At 69.0% G+C, this 232-nt stretch carries 1 pseudogene; it reads right to left on the bottom strand.

Annotated elements, in window-relative coordinates:
• A pseudogene (locus BN358_RS23350) lies at positions 1-232 on the bottom strand (hypothetical protein); the annotation flags it as partial.

The following is a 232-nucleotide window of genomic DNA, read 5'->3' as shown; positions in this document are numbered from 1 at the left end:
TGGTCAGACCGAACTCGACCCAGTCGGACCCCTGTCCGGCGATCGTCCACGTGCGGGTGTGGAAGCCGTCCGTCCCACCGTGCAACTGGTTCGCGCCCTCGTTCGCGTCGAGGACGTACTCGACACCGTCGAGGGTGAACCGGGCGCCGTCGATCCGGTTGGCGAACCGGCCCACGGTCATGCCGAGGTAGCGGCAGGTGGTCAGGTAGTCGGCGGGGTTCGCCGCACCCAG

It is taken from the genome of Sedimentibacter sp. B4, from assembly GCF_000309315.1.
Classification (GTDB): domain Bacteria; phylum Bacillota; class Clostridia; order Tissierellales; family Sedimentibacteraceae; genus Sedimentibacter; species Sedimentibacter saalensis.
Note: the sequence above shows the minus strand (reverse complement) of the source record. Positions and strands in the feature narration are given on the sequence as shown.